Below are 16,315 nucleotides of genomic sequence, written 5' to 3' on the forward strand. Positions count from 1 at the left end.
GTAGCGGGCGGCTTCGGAACTCTTAAGTGCGAATTGGGTAAATGAGTTGGCTACGACTCATCCGGTTTTTCCGGGGGGACTTACGCCAATGACAGACGCACGCATGCGTTCCCGAGAGCAGGAGCGCACGGACGAAACGGAGACGACCGACGGCTGCCCGGAGTGTGGCGGCCTCGTCGTCAACGACGAAGAGCACGGCGAGTCGGTGTGTGCCGACTGCGGCCTCGTGGTCGAGGAGGACGGCATCGACCGCGGGCCCGAGTGGCGCGCCTTCGACTCCAAGGAGAAAGACCAGAAGTCCCGCGTCGGCGCACCCACGACGAACACGATGCACGACAAGGGGCTGTCCACGAACATCGACTGGCGCGACAAGGACGCCTACGGCAACTCGCTGTCCTCGAACCAGCGCCAGAAGATGCAGCGTCTCCGCAAGTGGAACGAGCGCTTCCGCACCCGCGACGCCAAGGAGCGCAACCTCAAGCAGGCCCTCGGCGAAATCGACCGGATGGCCTCCGCGCAGGGCCTGCCGGACAACGTCCGCGAGACGGCCTCGGTCATCTACCGCCGCGCGCTCGAAGACGACCTGCTGCCCGGCCGCTCCATCGAGGGCGTCGCAACCTCCTGCGTGTACGCCGCCGCCCGACAGGCCGGCGTCCCGCGCTCCCTCGACGAAATCGCCGACGTGAGCCGCGTCGAGAAAGCCGAAATCGCGCGCACCTACCGCTACGTCGTGCGCGAACTCGGCCTCGAAGTCGCGCCCGCCGACCCCGAGAGTTACGTCCCGCGCTTCGCCTCCGACCTCGGCCTCTCGGACGAGGCCAGCCACCGCGCCCGCGAACTCCTCAAGACCGCGAAGAACAAGGGCGTCCACTCCGGCAAGTCGCCGGTCGGCCTCGCCGCCGCCGCCGTCTACGCCGCCGCCCTCCTCACCAACGAGAAGACCACGCAGGCGAAGGTCTCCGAGGTCGCGGACATCTCCGAAGTCACGATTCGGAACCGCTACCACGAGCTCCTCGAAGCCGAGGACACGATTCCGGTTTAGATTCGGTTCATTCCGCCGTTTTTCGCGTTTTCGGTTCGTGTGGTGGGACTGCTTCGTAGCGACTGCTGCGTTCGCTGGGGACGACGCCTCGAAAGCCCCGGCGCGCTCGTGGCCTGTGACTCGCTGCGCTCCTCGCTCCCTCCGGTCGCTGTGGTGCTTGCGTCGTCTCGACTCACGAGCGCGCCGCCCCTTTCAGTCCACCCGATGCCGGTTGGTCAGCCGGCAGGCTACGGGGTGGACTCCGAAAGGGGCGAGGGTGTGGACGAAGGCGCGCGACGTAAGCACTGGAACGAGCGAAGCGAGTGAAGCGCGCAGCGAGCGCACCGAGTCCACACCCTCGGGGCTTTCGAGGCGTCGTCATTCCCACGAAGTACACCGGCCGAGAGAACCAATCAGAAAACGAGGACCGTCCACGACTCCGAAACCGTATTGCGCTAGGGCGTCACAGGACCGTGCATGGACTTCGAGGAGTTCGTGCTCGCTGCGAGCGTCGGCGACCTCGCCGACGAGGAGCGAGCGCGAGAGCACGCGGACGCCGTGGAGTTCCGGATGGACCTCGCGGACGACCCGCTGGCGGCGCTGGACGACTACGACGGGGAACTGCCGGTCATCGCGACGAACCGCCCGACGTGGGAGGGCGGGGAGGCCGAGGAGGGCGGGCGCGTGAACGCGCTCGTGGAGGCAGCACAGACCGAGAGCGTCGCGGCCGTGGACGTGGAGTTGGCGTCGCTCGTCGGGAGCGACGAGAACGACGTAGACGGAGACGGTGGCGGCGAGGACGACGCGGCGGTCGACGAGCGCGGGAACGGCGCGGAGGTGCTGGCGGCGGCGCGGGCGGCAGATACGACCACCATCGTGTCGAGTCACGACTTCGAGGGGACGCCGCCGCTCTCGGAGTTGGCGAGCACGCTCGGCGAGGCTTGTTCGCTCGGCGACGTCGGGAAACTCGCGGTGACCGCCGAGGACCGCGGCGACGCCCTGGACTTGCTCCGGGTGACCCACGAGTACAGCGCGGCGGGGATGACGGTGGCGACGATGGCGATGGGCGAAGCGGGCCGGCACACGCGCCCGGTCGCGCCGCTGTACGGGTCGCGAATCGGGTACGCGCCCGTGGACAGCGAGGACGCGACAGCGCCCGGCCAGTACGACGCGGCGACGCTCCGGCGGCTCGTCGCGGACCTCCGGTAGCGTTCGCCGTTCGGTGGTTTTAGGGGTGCAGGGCGCGGAGTTGCGGGCACTGTGGTCAATCGACGCGGAGTCATTGCGGCCGTTCTCGGGTTCGTCTACCCGGGGTTGGGTCACGTCTACTTGCGGAAGTGGGTGCGGGCGCTGTCGTGGTTCGTGCTCGCCATCGCCACCGCGGCGCTGGTCGTCCCGACGTCCGCGTACGAGGCGTTCAACGCGCGGGGCGCACAGGGGTTACTGGAGGCCAGCGAGTCGTTCGGCATCGAAGTGACGCTGAGCCTGCTGGCGATTCGGCTGTTGAACGTCGCGGACGCGTACCTCGTCGCCGTGCGCGAGTCCGAGTCGACGGCACGCGGGGCCACTGGTGACGCCGGCGGGAGCGAGTCGCCGCCCGAGCCGGCCGCCGAAACGTGTCCGTCCTGCGGGAAGGAACTGGACGAAGACCTCGACTTCTGTCCGTGGTGTACGCAGCGTCTCGACGGCGAGCCGGCGGACGCGGAGTCGAACTAGTTACTGCTCGATGATTCGTTCCTCGACGGTCTCGCCGAAGTGCCGGCCGCCCTCCTCGAGGTAGACGAGCACCTCGTCGCCGGCTTCGAGGTCGGTGACGGCCGTCCGTCCGTCGCGCCCGGCGACTTTGATGGTCTCCGCGTTCTGCAGCAGCGTCTCGATGCGGTCGCCGGCCTCCGTCTCGACCTCGACGCGGAACATCGGCCGCTTCTCGATTTTCGCGCGCCCGACCACCGCGGTCCGGGTGTGGCCGTCGCGGTCGACGACCTGCACTTCGTCGCCCGATTGGAGTTCGGCGAGGTACTTCGTGCCGCCGTCCGGGGTGCGGACGTAGGCGTGGACGGCGCCCGCGTTCACGCGGAACGGGCGTGCCGCGACGTACGGCGACTCGGCAGTCTCGGCGTGGACGAAGAACAGCCCGCGGCTCATCGAGCCGACGAGCATCCCCTCGTCGTCGGCCATCAGGCTCCCGGTGTCGACGCAGACGCGGTCGGCGCTCCCGGCCTCCTCGATTTCGGTGACCGTCGCCCACGCCAACTCGAGGCGCTCGCGCTCGGCGGCGTCCCGGACGTCGACGGTGCGTCGAATCTCGTCGGGGTCGTCGCTGTCCAGCAGGACGGCGTCGGCGCCGATGTCGAGCGTGTCGAAGGCGGTGTCGGCTTCGGCGGCGGACTCGACGCCCGCGACGAGCGTCGTCTCGTCGCCGATGCGCGCGATGAGGTTCTCGAGCGGGATGATAGTCCAGTCCTCGCCGACGACGAGCGTGTACTCGGCGTCGTCGGCGACGGCTTCGGCGAACGCCTCGTAGTCCTCGTCGAGGATGCGGACGTAGCCCGCGTCGGCGTTGTCGCGGCGGAGTGCGGAGAGGTCCGCGCTCCCGGAGAAGTCCGAGGGCAGGTCGACCGTGCCGTCGCCCTCGCCGCTCTTGCCGACGACGTAGGCGTCCGGTTCGGCGGCCGCCTCGGGGTCTGCTTCGTCGATGACGTCCACGTCGTCGGCGCGGAACGCGGCGACGTTCACGGAGCCGAGTTCGCGGACGCGCGCCACGTCTCGTTCGTCGACGAGCACCCAGTCGACGCCGGCTTCGAGGCCGGCGGTGATGCGTCGCTTCCGCGTCTCCCAGTCGCCGACCGCGTCGTCGGCCTTCAGCCAGACGGACCGTGTCATTGGAGAGACGGTGGCGTGGTGCGGCCTTGAACGTACCGGACCCCCGCCTTCTTGCGCGGCCGGAAGTCGACCCGCGCGCCGGTGCGCGTCGGCTTCCGGAACGCCACGGTTTTTCACGCGGGACTGCCTCTCGTGGGGTATGGCGACACGCGAAGGAGGGAGTTTTCTCGCGGACCGCGTCCCGTTCCCGATGACGGCCGCACAGTCGCTGAGTTGGGACCTCGGCAGCGAACTCGCCGAACGCAAGCCCGAGTGCGCGCGCCTCGAACGCGCCGATTGTGGCTGTTCGGCGACCGTCTTCGAGGCGACGCCGAACACCGTCATCGCGCGATTCCGGACGGCGGTCGGCCGGGAGCGGTTCTTCGGACTGGCGACGGCGGACCTGCGGGAGACGCTCGCGGACCTGCCGCCGGAGTGGCGCGTCGACTACGCGGACATCTGAGGAACTGCGAGGAGAGATTCGACCGGGGGCTCAGGCTTCGACCGGGAGGCCGGCGACCCGGAGGGCTTCGTCGGGCGCGGCGCCCTCGTGGACGACTTCGGCGATAGCCGCGGCCATCGCGCCGGGGTCGTCGTGCTGGAAGACGGTGCGTCCCATCGAGACGCCGGCGGCGCCGGCGTCCATCGCGTCCCGGACGTTCTGGAGGGTCTCTCGGTCGCCGTCCGGATTCCCGCCGGCGATGATTACCGGCTTGGCGGTCGACTCGACGACGCGCTCGAAGCTCTCTCGGCTCCCCGAGTACGCGGTCTTCACCACGTCCGCGCCGACCTCCTCGGCGAGGCGGACGGCGTGCCCGAGATTCTCGGCGTCGTGTTCGTCGACCCCCGGACCGCGGGCGTAGGCCATCGCGAGGACGGGAATGCCGAGGCGTTCGGCGTCGTCACAGACCTCCGCGAGTTGCGTGATTTGGTCGGGCTCGTGGTCGCTCCCGACGTTGATGTGGAAGGAGACGGCGTCGGCGCCGGCGCGTACGGCCTCCTCGACGGTGCCCGTGAGGCGCTTGTCGTTGGCGTCCGGGCCGATGGTGGTGGAGGCGTTGAGGTGGACGACGTAGCCGGCGTCGTTCTTGTTCGGGTGGACGCGGGGCGCGATGCCCTTCTGCGTGAGGACGGCGTCGGCGCCCCCTGAGGTCACTGCGTCGATGGTGGCCTCGATGTCTACGAGGCCGTCCACGGCGCCGAGCGTGATGCCGTGGTCCATCGGAATCGTCACGAATCGGCCGTCTGTGCCGATGCGGTCGAGTCGGCTCGCTTTCCCTGCGTCTGTCATTGTCAACGAGTAGCAAACGGTCGGCTATTTGCGTTCCGGTTCCGGCACACTTGCCGTCGCGCCCGCCTTCAGTTCGGCGGCGAGGTCGCGGAGGCGCTCCGCGACGGCGTCGGTCGGGTCGTCGTTCTCGACGCCCTCGGCAATCAGGTCGACGTATGCGCTCCCGACGATGACGCCGTCGGCGCCGCTCGCGACGACCTCGCGGGCCTGCTCGCCCGACGAGATGCCGAACCCGACGGCCTTCGGCACGTCGGCGTCCCGGAGGCGGTCGAGCGCCGCGGGCGTGTCGTCGCTCATCTCGTCCCGGGCGCCCGTCGTCCCGAGGCGGCCCTGCACGTAGACGAATCCGGTGGTGCGGTCGAGCATCCGGTCGAGGCGCTCCTCGGTGGTCGTCGGCGCGACGATGAACACCAAGTCGAGGCCGTGCTCGCGGCACGCCTCGTACAGCGGCCCGGACTCGTCGACCGGGAGGTCGGGCACCACGAACCCGGAGATGCCCGCGTCCGCCGCCGCTTCGACGAACTCCTCGGGGCCGGACTCGGTGCCGTACTGGTAGATGAGGTTGTAGTACGTCATGCAGACGACCGGCACGTCCACGTCGAGGCTCCGGACGAGGTCGAGGTAGGCGTCGGGCGTCATGCCGGCGTCCAGCGCGCGCTTGATGGCGTTCTGGATGGTGGTGCCCTCGGCGACCGGTTCCGAGAACGGGAGCCCGAGTTCTATCACGTCGCTCCCGCCCTCGACGAGCGCCTCGACGTACTCTCTCGTCGCGTCGGCGCTCGGGTCGCCCGCCGCGACGTACGAGATGAGCGCCGAGTCGTCCGTGAACGCGTCCGCGAGGTCGCTCCGGCTCACTCCTCGAACACCTCCATCGTCGGCGCGCCGTCGATGTCGCGCGCCGTCGACTCCTCGACGACGGTGTCGAGGTCCTTGTCGCCGCGCCCCGAGAGGTTCACCACGACCGGGCCGTCACCGTCGTACTGTTCCAAGTACGCGACGGCGTGACTCGATTCGAGCGCGGGGATGATGCCCTCCTCGCGGGAGAGCCGGTGGAACGCCTCGAGCGCGGCGTCGTCGTCCACGTTCACGGGTTCGACGCGACCCTCGTCCACGAGGTGTGCGAGTTCCGGGCCGACGCCCGCGTAGTCGAGGCCCGCCGAGACGGAGTGGGACTCGACGATTTGGCCGTCGCCCGTCTGGAGGAGTTTCGTGCGCGCGCCGTGGAGCACGCCCTCCGTGCCCGTCGAGAGGCTGGCGGAGTTCGGCGCGTACCCCTCGTCGGCGTCCACGCCGAGACTGGAGCCGCCCGCCTCGACCGCGAGCAGGTCGACGTCCGGCGCCGCGTCCTGGGTGCCCTCGGGCGCTCCGGCGAGCGCGGCGCTCCCGACGAACGCCGAGAACGCACCCATCGTGTTCGACCCGCCGCCCGCGCACGCAATCACGGCCTCGGGGAGTTCGCCGAGGCGCTCGCGGGACTGCTCGCGGACCTCCTCGCTGATGACCGACTGGAAGTCACGCACCATCGCCGGGAACGGGTGCGGGCCGACGACGCTCCCGATGACGTAGTGCGTGTCCTCGACGTTCGTCGCCCAGTCCCGCATCGTCTCGTTGATGGCCTCCTTGAGCGTCCCCGAACCCACGTCCACGGGGTTGACCTCGGCGTCGTGGAGGCGCATCCGGAAGACGTTCGGGCGCTGGCGGTTCACGTCGGTTCGACCCATGTAAATCTCGCAGGGCATGTCGAGGTACGCACACGCCATCGCCGTCGCGGTGCCGTGCTGGCCGGCGCCGGTTTCGGCGACGATTCGCTCTTTGCCCATGTACTTCGCGAGCAGGACCTGTCCGAGCGCGTTGTTGAGTTTGTGCGCGCCGCCGTGGAGCAAGTCCTCACGCTTGAGGTAGACGTCGAAGCCGTAGCGCTCGCTGAGGTTGTCCGCGTGCGAGAGCGGCGTCGGGCGGCCGCCGAACTCGCGGATGCGCGACCGGAAGTCGTCCACGAAGCCGTCCTCGTTGTCGAGCACGTAGCGCTCGTAGGCGTCCACGAGTTCCTCGACGGCCGGCATCAGCACCTCGGGGACGTACTGGCCGCCGTAGTCGCCGAACTTCCCGGGGCGGTCGGACTCGCTCATGCGGACACCAGCCTCCGCGTGTTCGACTCCACGTCGCCGGCCTCGGCGTCCATGATGGCGCTCCCGACGAGCAAGCCGTCGGCGCCGGCCTCGCGCATCCGGCGGGCGTCGGCGGGCGTCGTCACGCCGCTCTCGGCAATCAGTGTCACGTCGTCCGGAGCGTGGGGCGCCACCGTCTCGAAGGTTTCGAGGTCGACCACGAGTTCGGCGAGGTCGCGGTTGTTCACGCCGACGAGGTCGGCGCCCGCGTCGAGCGCCTGCTGGAGTTCGTCGCGGTCGTGGACCTCCACGAGCGCGTCGAAGCCGCGGTCGCGGGCGGCCGCGAGCATCCCCGCGAGGTCGTCGCCGAGGAACCGCGCGATGAGCAACACGGCGTCGGCCTCGACGGCGTCGAGTTGGGCCTCGCGGAGCAGGAAGTCCTTGCGGAGGACGGGCACGTCGACGGCGTCGCGGACGGCGCGCAGGGCGTCGGGGCTGCCACCGAAGTGCTCGGGTTCGGTGAGCACGGAGATTGCGGCGGCGCCGCCTTCGACCATCTCGCGGGCGAGCGCGGCGGGGTCGTCGCGGCGCTCGCCGTCGGTCGTGGGGCTCGTCGGTTTCACCTCGGCTATTGTCGGTACCCGGCCGTCGGCGTCGGCGGCCGCGAGCGCATCGGGCAGCGAGCGCGGGGACACCGACAGGCGTCGGTCGGGGGCGTCGCGCTCCCGGGCGGCGTCGAGGATGGACCGCACCGCGGGCGCGAGGTCCGCTGTCTCGTTCATCGTTGTTCATTGATGCACTAGATTGTACATAAGACTTGTGCAGTTCGCCGAACCTACAAGGCCGCGAGACGCGACAGTCCACGCATGGACGCGGCCGGCATCTACGCGCGGTACTTCGACTCGCTGGACTGCTACGTGCAACTCGGCGTCGCGGGCGACCGCGTCATCAGCGTCTCCTTCCCCGCCGAAGTTCCGGGGGACGCCGACGACGACCACGAACTGTTCGACCGCATCGCGGACTACCTCGCCGGCGGCGAGGACCACTTCGACGACGTGACCGTCGGCCTCACCGTTCCCACCGACCAGCGCGCCGTCCTCGAAGCCGTCCGGAACGTCCCCCACGGCGAACGCATCTCCGTCGAGCGCCTGCTCCGGAAGGTACCCGACGCCGACCCCGACAGCGAGGAGGACCGCCAACTGGTGCGGGACGCGCTCGCTGCCAACCCCGTCCCGCTGCTCGTTCCCGACCACCGCATCCGGAACGCGCCCAGCGGCGCGCCCGACCGCGTCGCCCGCAGGCTCCGCGAAATCGAGTCCTGACTACTGACCGTGGACGACGAACTCGACGGCGTTCACGACGTAGTGTGCGACCACGGGCGCGAGTAGGCTCCCGGTCCCGAGATAGACGGCACAGAGCGCCAGGCCGAGCAGCGACGCCACCACGACGCCCGTGAACCCCTGTGCGGTGTGTGCGGCGCCGAACGCAACGCTTGCGGGGACGACGAGGAGCCACGGGTCGACGCCGAATCCGGTGGCGAACGCGCCCACCAGCACGCCGCGGAAGAGCAGTTCCTCGAACCCGGCGACTGCCGGGAGCGCGACGCCGAGCAACAGCGCCCACCCGGCGAGCGAGTCGGGCGCGAGCGCGTCCCGGAGCGACGAGTCGTAGGAGAGGCCGGCGGCGTCGAGCGCGCGCATCGTCGCCTCGTTCCCGGCGGCGAGCGCGACGCCGGCACCGACGCCGACGGCGACCGCGTCGACGGAGACGCCGGGGCTGACAGCGGACGCGGGGACGCCGGTCGCCCACCCGACGGCCACCAGGAGGGCGCCGACGACCGCCTGTGACGCGGTCGTGTTCGCGAGCAGCGCCGTCGAGGAGAGGTCTGGCGCCGCGTCGTCCGCGAGCATCGCCGCGGACTGCCGGGTAAGCGCCACCAGCGCGAGCGTCACGACCACCGCGAACGCGCCGAACGCCGTCCAATCGGTCGCCATCTGGCGGACGGACGCGACGCGCGACCAGAAAACTGGCGGTCAGTCCGCGTCCGCGGCGGGGGCGTTCGCGCCCGGCGTCGCGGCGCCTTCCTCGCGCACCGGCGACACCGCGAGCCACAGCAGGCCGCCGGCGCCCGCGAGCAGGACGCCCGCACTCGCGAGGAACCGGAACGGCCCGAGCGCGGCGACCAACTGCCCGCTGAACAGGTTCGCGGTGCCGGACGCGAGGGACAGCGCCATCGACGCGCCCGACAGCACCGTCGCCCGCCCGACGTCCGCGAGGCGGTCGTTGAGGTACTGGTCGCGGAGCGGACCGACGACGCGCTGGACGCTCCGGTTCAGGAAGAACACGGGCACGACGAGCACGGGGACGAACGCGACGGCGGCGTACGCCAGCCCGTAGACCGGCGTCAGGAGCGCGAGCGCGCGCCGCGTGCCGACGGCGTCCCGAATCCACCCGGCGCTCGCGGACGCGCCCGCGGAGACGACCTTGAACGCCGCGAACAGCACGCCGAGCGCGGCCACCGGGACGCCGACCTGCTCGGCGATGGGCGACTCGTAGGGCCGCGTCACCGCGAACAGGACGTGGAACACGCCGACGTACGCGACGAGCCACCGAACCTCGGGGCGCGCGACCTGCAGTCGGAGGGTGTCGAGGGCTTCGCGGACGGAGAACGCGTCAGCGGGGTCGGGCGCGTCGTCGCCGTCGGTTTCGGCGTCGCCGACGGCGGGGAGCGCGAGCACCAGCGGGATGCCGACCGCGGAGAGCGCGGCGTTCGCGAACAGCGGGACGCCCCAACCGTACGTCACGAGCACGCCCGCGAGGACGGCCGTCACGGCGGAGGTGAGCAGGCGGACGGTGTTCCCGCGCCCGCTGAGTCGCGCGTACTCGTCGTCCTCGTCCTCGGCCGCGAGCAGTTCGTACAGCCACGCCTGCTCGGTGCCCGAGCGGAACGCCCACCCGAACGCCCAGACGGCGTACAAGAGGACGTACTCGGTCGGCGAGTCGAGGAAGACGAACACGGCGAGCGCGCCCGCAGAGATGGCGTTCCCGACGGCGAGGCTGGCTCGCCGCCCGACGCGGTCACCGAGGTAGCCGGTGGGAATCTCGGCGAGCAGGAGCGCGAAGGAGAACACGCCCTGCGTCAGGCCGACGACCGCCCACCCGTACTCCGACTGGAGGTAGAGCAGGCCGACCGGGAGGTAGAAGCCGTACGCGGTGGTGGCGAGGTAGGCGTAGTACCGCCACACGACGTGCCGACTCGCTGCCATCGAGTGTGGCTACAGGAGCCACCGTAAAGGTCGTTCCCGGGAGTAAATTTTAGTAGGAAAGTATACAGTTTTCGCGGGAGCGCTGTGGCTCGGCCGGCGCGAATAACGAGAGAATCGAGGGCCGCTACTGCGGACTCGGACTGCCGCCGGTGGCGCCCGAGTCGACCTTCCCCTCGAAGGCCTTGCCCGTGATGGACTTCAGGCGGTCGACGAGCGAGTCCTTCTCGGGTTCGCCGACCAGCGCGATGTCGAGCACCTCGCTGATGTGCGAGACCGGGATGATTTCGATCTGCTCCCGGTACTCGTCCTCGATCATCACGTCCTGTTCGTTCGCGGCCGGGATGATGACGCGCTCACAGCCCGCCTTCGCCGCGGCCTCGATCTTGTGCGTGACGCCGCCCACGGGCAACACGTCCCCGCGCACCGATAGGCTCCCAGTCATCGCGAGGTTCTGGGAGATGGGCGCGTTCTCCAGCGCGGAGATGACGGCCGTCGCCACCGTGATGGAGGCGGAGTCGCCGTCCACGCCCTGGGTCTGCACGAACTGCACGTGGATGTCCTTCTGGGAGATGTCCTCGTCGGAGAACTTCTTGATGATGGCGGAGACGTTGTCCACGGCCTCCTCCGCGTTCTCCTTCAGTTGGCCGGTGGCGATGACCTCGCCGCCCTCGCCCTGCCGGGGCGTGACCTCCGCCATCACGGGGAGCATGATGCCGGAGTCGCCGCCCATCACGGCCAGCCCGTTGACGCGGCCGACCGCCTCGCCGTTCGAGACCTTCAACTCGTAGTCCTTCCGGCGCTCGATGTAGTCGTCCGCGAACTGCTGTTCGATGGACCGCGAGCGCTTTTTCGCCTGCAACACGTCGTCGCGCTTCGCGTACTCGTGGCCGCGAGACCGAGCGATGTCGCCCGCGACGCGGACGAGGCCACCGAGGTCGCGCAGTTCCAGCGTCAGGTGGTCCTTGCGGCCGGCGCGGCGCTTGGCCTCGAGGATGATCTCGCGGACGGCGTCCGGCTCGAAGTCCGGCAACTGGCCGTCCTTCTCGACCTCCTGGGCGACGAAGCGCGCGTACTTCCGGCGCATCTCCGGCGTGTCCTCGATGGTGTCGTCCATGTACACCTCGTACCCGTACCCGCGGACGCGGGAACGGAGCGCCGGGTGCATGTTCTCCATCGCGTCCATGTTCCCGGACGCGACCATGATGAAGTCACACGGCACGGGCTCGGTCTGCACCATCGCGCCCGAGGAGCGCTCGGACTGCCCGGTGATGGAGAACTTCCCCTCCTGAATCGCCGTCATCAGCTTCTGCTGGCTGCGGATGTCGAGCGTGTTGATCTCGTCGATGAACAGCACGCCCTTGTGCGCCTTCTGGATGGCGCCGGCTTCCACGCGGTCGTGACTCGGCGTCTCCATCCCGCCACTCTGGAACGGGTCGTGGCGGACGTCGCCGAGCAGCGCGCCGGCGTGAGCGCCGGTCGCGTCCTCGAAGGGCGCAATCTGCCGGTCGGCGTTGTTGATGAGGAGTTTCGGCACCATGGCGTCGCTCCCCCGGTTCGAGTACCGGAACCCGAGGTAGATGACGCCGGCCGCGAGAATCCCGAGCAGGACGTTGTTCGCGATCAACAGCGCGTAGCCCACGACGAGCAGGATGATGATCCACATGAGGAACGACCGCATCTGGTTGCGCTTGCGGGCTTCCTCCTGGTGGGCGTCGACGATCTGCTCGCCCTTCCCGGCGGGCACCGTTCGGACCTTCGGTTCGTTCGAGTCGTCCGGGTTGTGGTAGACGAGAACGTCCTGCAGACTCTCCTTCGGGAGGAGGTGGCTCATCGCCTTCGCGAGCAGCGACTTCCCCGTCCCCGGGGAACCGATCATCATCACGTGGCGGTGCTGTTTCGCCGCCCGCATGATGATGTCGCGGGCCTCCTCCTGCCCGATGACTTGGTCGACTAGTCGGTCGGGGACCTCGATGTCCGACGTGTCGTCGATTTCGAGGCCGCCGAGCAGGTCGTCCTCGGCGATTTCCTCGTTGATGTCCACGTCACCCTCGACGCCGACCTCGCTCCCGAGGTCGTCGAGGTCTTCGACGGTCTCGACGCCGTCAGCCATCGAGCCGTCCTCGGACCCGGAATCTGACGGCTCTTCGCCGCCGTCGGGGTCGTCGTGAAGGGGCGTGTCCTTCGTCGATTCGTTGCTCATAGAAGTTGTTTCGACAGTCGAAAACACGGGTGGGCGACTGATATACTTTCTCCCTCGTAGAAACCGCGAGTCGGTCGTTTTCTCCGCTTTCGAGGCCCGAAACGGCGGTTCGACGCTCGGGGACTATGGGCCCGGACTCGCCATTCTTATGGTGGCTGGCGCGGTGTCTCCACGGGAGGATGACTCGCGGGTTCTACATCGGCCGCTTCCAGCCGTACCACAACGGCCACCACCGCGTCGTCGAGCAGATCGCCACCGAAGTCGACGAACTGGTCGTCGGCATCGGGAGCGCCGGAGACTCCCACACGACGCGGAACCCGTTCACGGCGGGCGAGCGCATCATGATGATAACGAAGGCGCTCGTGGACTTCGATTTGGTGACGTACGCCGTCCCCATCGAGGACTTAGACCGGAACGCGGTCTGGGTGAGCCACGTGCAGTCGATGAGTCCGAACTTCGACGTTGCGTACTCGAACAACCCCCTCGTGATTCGGCTGTTCAACGAGGCCGGCGTCGACGTCCGGCAGTCCCCGATGTTCGAACGCGACGTACTGGAGGGGACCGAGATTCGCCGCCGGATGCAACGCGGCGGCGACTGGGAGAGCCTCGTGCCGGACGCCGTCGCGGGCGTCATCGACGAAATCGGCGGCATCGACCGCATCCAGCGCGTCGGCGACACGGACGCGAACGGCGACGACGCCTACCCCGAGTGAGCCGCCTCGGGGTCACGTCCCGAGGCACTCGGCTCGCTCCGCCTGTAGACGCCGAGCAGTTTTCACGTCGGAGCGCACTACGGCCACGCATGCTAACGCTGAGTTCCGACTTCGGGTCGCCGTACCCCGCGGCGATGAAGGGAGTGGCGTTGCAGTCGACGGACGCCCGCCTCGTGGACGTCGCCCACGACTTCCCGCGACAGGACGTGCGCGCGGCGGCGTTCTGGCTCCGGGAAGTGCTGCCGTACTTCCCGCCGGCGGTCCACCTCGTCGTCGTGGACCCCGGCGTGGGCACGGACCGCGCCGCGGTCGTCCTGCGGGCGGGGAAACACGCCATCGTCGCGCCGGACAACGGCGTCGCGGTGCCGGCGGCGCGGGCGCTCGACGAGGACGTCGAGGTGTTCGAAATCGAGGTCGAGGACCCCGCGAGTTCGACGTTCCACGGCCGGGACGTGTTCGCGCCGGCGGCCGCCGACGTCCACGAGCGCGGCGTCGAGCGCTTCCACGAGTACGCTGGGTACGAGCCGACCAGCGACCACGAGACCGTCTCGTTCCCGACGCCCGACTTCGAGGGGGACGCCGTCGTCGGCGAAGTCCTCGTCGTGGACGGCTTCGGGAACGCCATCACGAACGTCCCCGGGCGCGTCCTCGACGACCGATTCGGCGGCGACGTCGTGGTGAACGGCCAGCCAGCGCCCGTCGAGCGCACCTACGCGAACGTCGACGCCGGCCAGCGACTCGTGACGGTGGGCAGCCACGGCAACGTCGAACTCGCGGCGAACCGCGGCCGCGGCGACGACGCGTTCGGCGTCGCGACGCGGAGTCGGGTGGCACTGGAATGGTGACGGCGCTCGGTCGGGTGACGCGCGGATGGTGACGCCGTTCGAGGCGATGAACGCCGTCGGCCTCGTCGCGTTCGCCATCGTCGGGTCGCTGAAGGCCGCCGACGCCGAGTTCGACGTGCTCGGCGTCGCCGTGCTCGGCGTGCTGACGGCGCTCGGCGGCGGCGCGACCCGGGACGTGCTCGTCGGGCGCGTCCCCGCGATGCTGCAGTCGACGTGGGACGTCGGGTTCGCGCTCCTCGGCGTCGCCGTCGCCGTCCTGCTCGCGCGGCGCGTCGGCGCGCGCCTCCTCGACCACCCCGTCGTGATGCTCCCGGACGCAATCGGCCTCGCGGCGTTCGCCACGACCGGCGCGCTCGTCGGCCACGACGCCGGCGTGACGCCGTTCGGCGTGGTCGTCCTCGGTACCGTCACGGGCGTCGGCGGCGGCCTCGTCTCGGACGTGTTGCTCCAGCGCGTCCCGTTCGTGCTCGCCGAGGACTTCTACGCGACCTGTGCGGTGGCCGGCAGCGCGACGTTCTGGCTGGCGGTCGAAGCCGGCGCGAGCACGGCGGTCGGCGCGGGCGTCTGCGCCGCCCTCACGCTCTCGCTCCGAGTCGTCGCGCTCCGCCGGAACTGGCGGCTCCCGACGGTCCGGCTCAGAGCCGAGAGTTGACGCCGTCCCCGAACTCGGAGAGGTGGTGTTGAATCGCCTCGCGCTCGAAGTACAGCAGTTCCACGGCGACCACGAACACCGCGAGCACGACGACCATCCAGAACGTCTCCGGTTCGCGGCGGTAGAGATTCCGGAACATCAGGGGCGCGAACCCGAGCGCGCCGAGCGCGCCGACCGCGGGCAACACGGGGTTGACGTCCTCGTGGTCGCGCTGGCGGAACGCGAGGTAGCTCATCGCGCCGAACACGATGATGAACGCGAGCGACGCGAACGACGTGATGGCGCCGAGACTGCCGTAGGCGGAGAACGCGGCGGTGGCGGCGCCGAGCGCGAGCACCGTCTTCTCGGGGACGCCGTCGGCGTCGCCGTCGCCGAAGCGGTCCGGGAGCAGGTCGCCGCGAATCAGGCGCTTCGCGAAGTGCGCCGACGAGAACAGGGTGGCGTTGATGGCGCTCCCGGTGGAGAACAGCGCGGACGCGGAGATGACGGCGAACCCGAGACTCGACAGGCCGAACACCGACAGCATCTCCGAGGCCGCGTCGCCGAGCGCGACGTGCGGGTGGCTCTGGAGCGCCTCGGGCGCGAGGTTCACCGTCACCACGGCGACGAGCACGTAGATGGCGACGGCGACGGGAATCGAGACGTAGACCGCCTTCCGGATGGTCTCGACGTTGTCGGCTATCGACTCCTGGTCGTAGAACAGCAACTGCCAGCCCTGGAACGCGACGAACGAGATGGCCGCCGCGACGAGAGGGCTGACCGACGTGAACTGCCCGAACCCGTACGTCATCGCGGTGTCCGAGAGGCCCGTGGCGTAGACGAGGCCGAAGGCGCCGAACGCCACGAGGATGCCGACCTTCACCGCGACGAGGACGTTCTCGGCGGTGCCCGTGGAGCGCGCGCCGAGCAGATTCAGCCCGACGAACAAGGCGATGGCGCCAACCGAGATGACGGGCCGGAGCGGGACGCCGGCGTACGCCGACGGCACCGCGCCGAACCCGATGGCGAACTCCGCGAACGCGTAGGCGTACATCGCCATCGACCCGACGTAGCCGAACAGCAGCGTCCAGCCGACCATCCCCGCGAGCGTCTCGTTGCCGAGGGTCTGCTGGACGAACGACACCGACCCCCCGCGGTCGTCGCCGAGCGCGTTCAGGCGGTTGTAGGAGTAGCCAGCGCACGCCGCGACGACGCCGGCGAGCACGAACGCGAACCACGTCGCGCCCGTCGTGAGCTTCGCGACGACGCCGAGCACGGCGTAGATGCCGCCGCCTATCATGCCGCCGAGCGCGATGGAGACGCACTCGGTGAGGCCGAGGCGTTCGCTCATCGTGTCGGCAGGAACGAGAGATTCGCG

At 69.7% G+C, this 16,315-nt stretch carries 17 protein-coding genes; 8 read left to right on the top strand and 9 right to left on the bottom strand.

Annotated elements, in window-relative coordinates; genetic code table 11:
- Positions 1 to 88: 88 nt before the first annotated feature.
- The 3 genes from LT972_RS11220 (at position 89) to LT972_RS11230 (ending at position 2,737) form a co-directional block, all read left to right on the top strand.
- Positions 89 to 1,042: a transcription initiation factor IIB gene (locus tag LT972_RS11220; protein ID WP_232570425.1), complete on the top strand. Its 954-nt coding sequence runs from the start codon at positions 89 to 91 to the stop codon at positions 1,040 to 1,042.
- A 456-nt stretch (positions 1,043 to 1,498) separates the two neighbouring features.
- The gene (locus tag LT972_RS11225; protein ID WP_232570427.1) at positions 1,499 to 2,230 is read left to right on the top strand and encodes a type I 3-dehydroquinate dehydratase; all 732 of its coding nucleotides are present in this window, start codon (positions 1,499 to 1,501) and stop codon (positions 2,228 to 2,230) included.
- 51 nt (positions 2,231 to 2,281) lie between these two features.
- Complete coding sequence (locus LT972_RS11230; protein WP_232570429.1) at positions 2,282 to 2,737, top strand: zinc ribbon domain-containing protein; 456 nt, start codon at positions 2,282 to 2,284, stop codon at positions 2,735 to 2,737.
- Here the strand turns inward: LT972_RS11230 and LT972_RS11235 are convergent, their stop codons facing one another.
- Positions 2,738 to 3,904: a 3-dehydroquinate synthase II gene (locus tag LT972_RS11235; protein WP_232570431.1), complete on the bottom strand. Its 1,167-nt coding sequence runs from the start codon at positions 3,902 to 3,904 to the stop codon at positions 2,738 to 2,740.
- Positions 3,905 to 4,043: 139 nt separating this feature from the next.
- Between LT972_RS11235 and LT972_RS11240 the strand changes: the two genes are divergently transcribed.
- Positions 4,044 to 4,346: a hypothetical protein gene (locus LT972_RS11240; RefSeq protein ID WP_232570433.1), complete on the top strand. Its 303-nt coding sequence runs from the start codon at positions 4,044 to 4,046 to the stop codon at positions 4,344 to 4,346.
- Positions 4,347 to 4,376: 30 nt separating this feature from the next.
- Here LT972_RS11240 and LT972_RS11245 read toward each other — a convergent pair whose 3' ends face one another.
- The 4 genes from LT972_RS11245 to trpC are packed head-to-tail and all read right to left on the bottom strand — an operon-like array spanning position 4,377 to position 8,064.
- On the bottom strand, positions 4,377 to 5,174 hold the full coding sequence (locus LT972_RS11245) for a 2-amino-3,7-dideoxy-D-threo-hept-6-ulosonate synthase (RefSeq protein WP_232570434.1): 798 nt from the start codon (positions 5,172 to 5,174) through the stop codon (positions 4,377 to 4,379).
- 24 nt (positions 5,175 to 5,198) lie between these two features.
- Positions 5,199 to 6,029, bottom strand: coding sequence for a tryptophan synthase subunit alpha (gene trpA, locus LT972_RS11250; RefSeq protein ID WP_232570436.1), 831 nt, complete (start codon positions 6,027 to 6,029; stop codon positions 5,199 to 5,201).
- The gene (trpB, locus tag LT972_RS11255; RefSeq protein ID WP_232570438.1) at positions 6,026 to 7,303 is read right to left on the bottom strand and encodes a tryptophan synthase subunit beta; all 1,278 of its coding nucleotides are present in this window, start codon (positions 7,301 to 7,303) and stop codon (positions 6,026 to 6,028) included. The genes trpA and trpB overlap by 4 nt, the downstream gene beginning before the upstream one ends.
- Complete coding sequence (trpC, locus tag LT972_RS11260; RefSeq protein ID WP_232570440.1) at positions 7,300 to 8,064, bottom strand: indole-3-glycerol phosphate synthase; 765 nt, start codon at positions 8,062 to 8,064, stop codon at positions 7,300 to 7,302. Before trpC ends, trpB begins: the two co-directional genes overlap by 4 nt.
- 84 nt (positions 8,065 to 8,148) lie before the next feature.
- Here trpC and LT972_RS11265 point away from each other — a divergent pair, with 84 nt between their 5' ends.
- Positions 8,149 to 8,604 (top strand): MGMT family protein, encoded by a 456-nt coding sequence (locus LT972_RS11265; protein WP_232570441.1) that lies wholly within the window; start codon positions 8,149 to 8,151, stop codon positions 8,602 to 8,604.
- Here LT972_RS11265 and LT972_RS11270 read toward each other — a convergent pair whose 3' ends face one another.
- From LT972_RS11270 to lonB, 3 genes are all read right to left on the bottom strand, one after another.
- Positions 8,605 to 9,276, bottom strand: a complete 672-nt coding sequence (locus LT972_RS11270; protein WP_232570443.1) for a CPBP family intramembrane glutamic endopeptidase — start codon at positions 9,274 to 9,276, stop codon at positions 8,605 to 8,607.
- A 39-nt stretch (positions 9,277 to 9,315) separates the two neighbouring features.
- Positions 9,316 to 10,548: an MFS transporter gene (locus tag LT972_RS11275; protein WP_232570445.1), complete on the bottom strand. Its 1,233-nt coding sequence runs from the start codon at positions 10,546 to 10,548 to the stop codon at positions 9,316 to 9,318.
- A gap of 124 nt (positions 10,549 to 10,672) precedes the next feature.
- The gene (lonB, locus tag LT972_RS11280) at positions 10,673 to 12,748 is read right to left on the bottom strand and encodes an ATP-dependent protease LonB (protein ID WP_232570446.1); all 2,076 of its coding nucleotides are present in this window, start codon (positions 12,746 to 12,748) and stop codon (positions 10,673 to 10,675) included.
- 179 nt (positions 12,749 to 12,927) lie between these two features.
- On the opposite strand from lonB, the gene LT972_RS11285 reads away from it, so the two are divergent.
- The 3 genes from LT972_RS11285 (at position 12,928) to LT972_RS11295 (ending at position 14,958) form a co-directional block, all read left to right on the top strand.
- A complete protein-coding gene (locus tag LT972_RS11285) occupies positions 12,928 to 13,461 on the top strand; it encodes a nicotinamide-nucleotide adenylyltransferase (RefSeq protein ID WP_232570448.1) in 534 nt (177 codons plus the stop codon).
- Positions 13,462 to 13,550: 89 nt separating this feature from the next.
- Positions 13,551 to 14,306, top strand: coding sequence for an SAM hydrolase/SAM-dependent halogenase family protein (locus LT972_RS11290; protein WP_232570450.1), 756 nt, complete (start codon positions 13,551 to 13,553; stop codon positions 14,304 to 14,306).
- A gap of 25 nt (positions 14,307 to 14,331) precedes the next feature.
- Entirely contained in the window at positions 14,332 to 14,958 is a 627-nt protein-coding gene (locus LT972_RS11295; protein ID WP_232570452.1) for a trimeric intracellular cation channel family protein, read from the top strand.
- Here the strand turns inward: LT972_RS11295 and LT972_RS11300 are convergent.
- Positions 14,942 to 16,288: an APC family permease gene (locus LT972_RS11300; RefSeq protein ID WP_232570454.1), complete on the bottom strand. Its 1,347-nt coding sequence runs from the start codon at positions 16,286 to 16,288 to the stop codon at positions 14,942 to 14,944. The two genes, LT972_RS11295 and LT972_RS11300, sit on opposite strands and share 17 nt — an antisense overlap.
- Positions 16,289 to 16,315: the final 27 nt, after the last annotated feature.

Origin of the sequence: Halobacterium litoreum (genome assembly GCF_021233415.1) — an archaeon.
GTDB lineage: Archaea > Halobacteriota > Halobacteria > Halobacteriales > Halobacteriaceae > Halobacterium > Halobacterium litoreum.

What these genes read in the sequence shown, in the direction of transcription:
- LT972_RS11220 (WP_232570425.1), top strand. Translation starts at nt 89, where the DNA reads ATGACAGACGCACGCATGCGTTCCCGAGAGCAGGAGCGCACGGACGAA.
- LT972_RS11225 (WP_232570427.1), top strand. Translation starts at nt 1,499, where the DNA reads ATGGACTTCGAGGAGTTCGTGCTCGCTGCGAGCGTCGGCGACCTCGCC.
- LT972_RS11235 (WP_232570431.1), bottom strand. Translation starts at nt 3,904, where the DNA reads ATGACACGGTCCGTCTGGCTGAAGGCCGACGACGCGGTCGGCGACTGG.
- LT972_RS11240 (WP_232570433.1), top strand. Translation starts at nt 4,044, where the DNA reads ATGGCGACACGCGAAGGAGGGAGTTTTCTCGCGGACCGCGTCCCGTTC.
- LT972_RS11245 (WP_232570434.1), bottom strand. Translation starts at nt 5,174, where the DNA reads ATGACAGACGCAGGGAAAGCGAGCCGACTCGACCGCATCGGCACAGAC.
- trpB (WP_232570438.1), bottom strand. Translation starts at nt 7,303, where the DNA reads ATGAGCGAGTCCGACCGCCCCGGGAAGTTCGGCGACTACGGCGGCCAG.
- trpC (WP_232570440.1), bottom strand. Translation starts at nt 8,064, where the DNA reads ATGAACGAGACAGCGGACCTCGCGCCCGCGGTGCGGTCCATCCTCGAC.
- LT972_RS11265 (WP_232570441.1), top strand. Translation starts at nt 8,149, where the DNA reads ATGGACGCGGCCGGCATCTACGCGCGGTACTTCGACTCGCTGGACTGC.
- LT972_RS11270 (WP_232570443.1), bottom strand. Translation starts at nt 9,276, where the DNA reads ATGGCGACCGATTGGACGGCGTTCGGCGCGTTCGCGGTGGTCGTGACG.
- LT972_RS11275 (WP_232570445.1), bottom strand. Translation starts at nt 10,548, where the DNA reads ATGGCAGCGAGTCGGCACGTCGTGTGGCGGTACTACGCCTACCTCGCC.
- lonB (WP_232570446.1), bottom strand. Translation starts at nt 12,748, where the DNA reads ATGAGCAACGAATCGACGAAGGACACGCCCCTTCACGACGACCCCGAC.
- LT972_RS11285 (WP_232570448.1), top strand. Translation starts at nt 12,928, where the DNA reads ATGACTCGCGGGTTCTACATCGGCCGCTTCCAGCCGTACCACAACGGC.
- LT972_RS11290 (WP_232570450.1), top strand. Translation starts at nt 13,551, where the DNA reads ATGCTAACGCTGAGTTCCGACTTCGGGTCGCCGTACCCCGCGGCGATG.
- LT972_RS11295 (WP_232570452.1), top strand. Translation starts at nt 14,332, where the DNA reads ATGGTGACGCCGTTCGAGGCGATGAACGCCGTCGGCCTCGTCGCGTTC.
- LT972_RS11300 (WP_232570454.1), bottom strand. Translation starts at nt 16,288, where the DNA reads ATGAGCGAACGCCTCGGCCTCACCGAGTGCGTCTCCATCGCGCTCGGC.